Annotated in this window: 1 protein-coding gene and 1 pseudogene; one reads left to right on the top strand and one right to left on the bottom strand. The window is 42.1% G+C overall.

The genetic code is table 11. The features are described from left to right. Positions 1-95: 95 nt before the first annotated feature. Entirely contained in the window at positions 96-2,660 is a 2,565-nt protein-coding gene (locus H1P_RS35160) for a DUF11 domain-containing protein (RefSeq protein ID WP_144876402.1), read from the bottom strand. Between the two features lie 62 nt (positions 2,661-2,722). Between H1P_RS35160 and H1P_RS35155 the strand changes: the two are divergent. Then, positions 2,723-3,121: pseudogene (locus tag H1P_RS35155) on the top strand (IS701 family transposase); the annotation flags it as partial.

Genomic DNA, 3,121 nt, shown 5'->3' with positions numbered 1-3,121 from the left:
CCTATAAGATTATTAAGTTGTCATCTGTTGAGGATTAAAGTGCGAACTCTACCGTTTTGCGGTTACTCAACAGAAGCTAGTCATCCTCCTTCTTTCTAAGTTTCGACTAAACGAATCGCACAACCAAATACATATACATCGTAAACGGTAGAAGTATCTAGACCAGACCAAGTGGCAGTAATTCCCGAACTGTAATATATATTGTTATCAATCTTGGCATCGAGATTAGACGGTAGCGTATTTGTTGCACTGGGATCGCCAGTCCAAGTACTACCACTACCAAAAACTTGAATATTTAATTCATAGCCACTATCCACTCCATTTTCATCGATCAGACTTTCATTATCTCCAAGAGTGTTATTTCCTGCTCCCAAGACATTCCAATTAGTGGGTGAGGAGTTACCAGTGGTATCCGAATCAAAATCTACACCAACTAAACTTGCTAAACCTAATGTGCCACTCTGAGCAGTAGTACCATCGCTACTAGCGACGGGATCGATACGATCTAAATCTCCCGTATCGGATAGATAGAGAATCTTTGTATCTGTAGGTATTGCAACCGCAGGAACGCTATCGCTGCTGGTATCCTCAGAAAAGGAAGGATCGGTGTAACTGACTTCTAGTTGATTGCCTGCCAACGCATAAAGAGTAGCGTCTTCTACACCTTGACCGCTACTGGTAGAGGAAGGAATTGAACCCGTAAAGACTCCTGTATCGTTGTCTTCCGTAAGGGTAATGGTTTCACGATCGCCCGTATCGGGATTAGTTAGGGTAACCTGTACTGTACCCCCAATAGTGGAATCTGAGAGATAATCGGGGTCGTTGACTTGAATATAAATCGTGTCATTTTCTTCGTAGAAAGTAACCGCAGTACCCGTATCGTCAGTAAATGTAGTGGTACTGGGTTCGTTGGCGATCGCAATTGCAACGTCGAGATTAAAGTCTTCTTCGTCAGAGTCTATGACAGCAGAGTTTTGAATGCTAGAGCCAGTAAAGGAAGGATCGATTTCCATTTGGAAAGTAACCGTTGCTGATGTGCCAACTGCCACGTTACCGATATTTAAACCGCCTTCATCTAAAGGAAAAGAAGTGCTACCAGGATCGCCAGTAAATGTTCCTCCATTTACAGAAAGACTGCCATCTACATAATTAAGCCCGTTGGGAATGATATCGCTGACATTGACATTACCCAGAACGACTACACTATCGTTATTGACCGTAATATCGTATTGAATAATATCCCCAGGGTCGTATAAGCCGTTAGCAGGACTGGAGTTGTCAACTCCCAAGGAAGCACTTTTTTTAGCAGAAGCTACTGGTAAAGGAAGTACTGTCGTTCCCATATCGAGGAAGGGATTTCCTGCCGAAGCCGTAGCGGGGTCAAGACCCCAAGCAGCCGTAATATTAGTACCGTCAACGGTATAAATTCGCATCCCTGTTTGATCGTTATCGGGATCGAAAATCTTGCGAGACTCTAACTTGCTGAGGTCGTATTTAACGTCATATTGATTGCCATTAGGATCGGTTTGACTGCCAGTTGTGGAGTCGCCATCGTAATTAACATAAATGATGGTATCTTCTTCCGCAGTCACCCAAATAGGATTTCCCTGAGTAGAAAGGTCTGCCGTACTAGGTCCCCAACCAATTACCACAGTAGGAGTTAAATTGCCTTCGGGAACGAGACTAAAACCCCAGTCATGGGTGGCATTACTGGCATCGTCCGCATCCACCGCACCCACTGCAAAGAAAGTATCCGTACCATTAGCTGAAGCAAAACGCGCTCCTGAATTGGCAGGCATTTCAAAAACTTCAACTACTCCAGGATCGACCGTCAAACTACCCGTACCGCCCAGAGTTTCGTAATTAACTGTCAGGGTTGTTCCGTTAGGATTATAAATATAGATTTTAGTCGGGTCGCTGGATACGGCAGTTCCTACAGGACTGTAATAGCTGGTACTCCATTGATCGAAAGGATAAAGAGTAAACCAGCGAGATTCGTAAAAAGCCCCCACATCACCAGTAATCAGATGAGCCTGAACGGGATTAGTTGCCGAAACTGTCGCCCCTGCATTAACACCACCATTAACTAAATAGGTTTCACCTTCATTTAGGGTGACAATAACATCGCTAGTACTACCACCATCGTTTTTATTTATCGTGACTTGAGTATTATCTGAAGCAGCAGTGATATGTAAAGAAGTATATTCAAAAATACTAGCAGCATTGACATCTTGTCCTACGGGTACTCGGAAGTCAGTGCCGTATTTAGCCGTATCGTAAACTTCGACTGCTCCCGCCAAAACAGTACCAGGACTGGTTCCCCAAGCCGATCTGGTTACAGCGATCGCTTTAGAAGAGGCAATTTTATCTCGACCGTCATATTTAACATCACTGGATTGACGGGGCAAAGTTACTTCATTTTCTAAAGAAATAACATCACCCTCATTTAAGAGATCGTTAGAAGTGCCTGGCGCAATACCATTAGTTAAATCGCCATCACCCCAAATTTCCGTACTGCTTTGAACGGGATTGCTGATATCGCTTTCGTAGCCGTCTTCCCAGTGATCGTAATAGACAAAAGTATTATTAGTAGTTGAAGTAATGGAAATGACGCTGTTAATAGTCGAACCCGTACTCGAATATAAATAGGACTTACGCATTGACAGAATAATGAGACAATGCACTCTTAAGTAGAAGACATCAAAAAAACAGGTATCGAACAATCAGGAAAATCAGCAAACCTTCCACCGCACAATGCAATCTCGAACACTACACATTGTTTTTATTGTCAGAACCCAAACAAATGGGATGTAATAGATTGTCAGAAATACTGGGAAATGTCTCACACGATAGCATCAATCGCTTTTTATTGAGGGAAAGATACGAAGCCAAAGATTTGTTCAACACAGTTAAAGATTTAATTGATCTAAAAGGAGGAATTTTAAGCGTTGATGACACGGTAATAGAAAAACATTACAGTAATCCAGAATGTGCTGAATTGATTGGATATTTCTGGTCAGGTAAATATCATAAAAGTATTAAAGGATTGAATTTGATTACTCTTTACTATAGCGATCGCCAAGAAAATTCAGTCCCAATCAATTATAGAATTTACGATAAA

Source organism: Hyella patelloides LEGE 07179, assembly GCF_900659865.1.
GTDB lineage: Bacteria > Cyanobacteriota > Cyanobacteriia > Cyanobacteriales > Xenococcaceae > Hyella > Hyella patelloides.
This window is presented reverse-complemented; position numbering and strand designations above follow the sequence as displayed.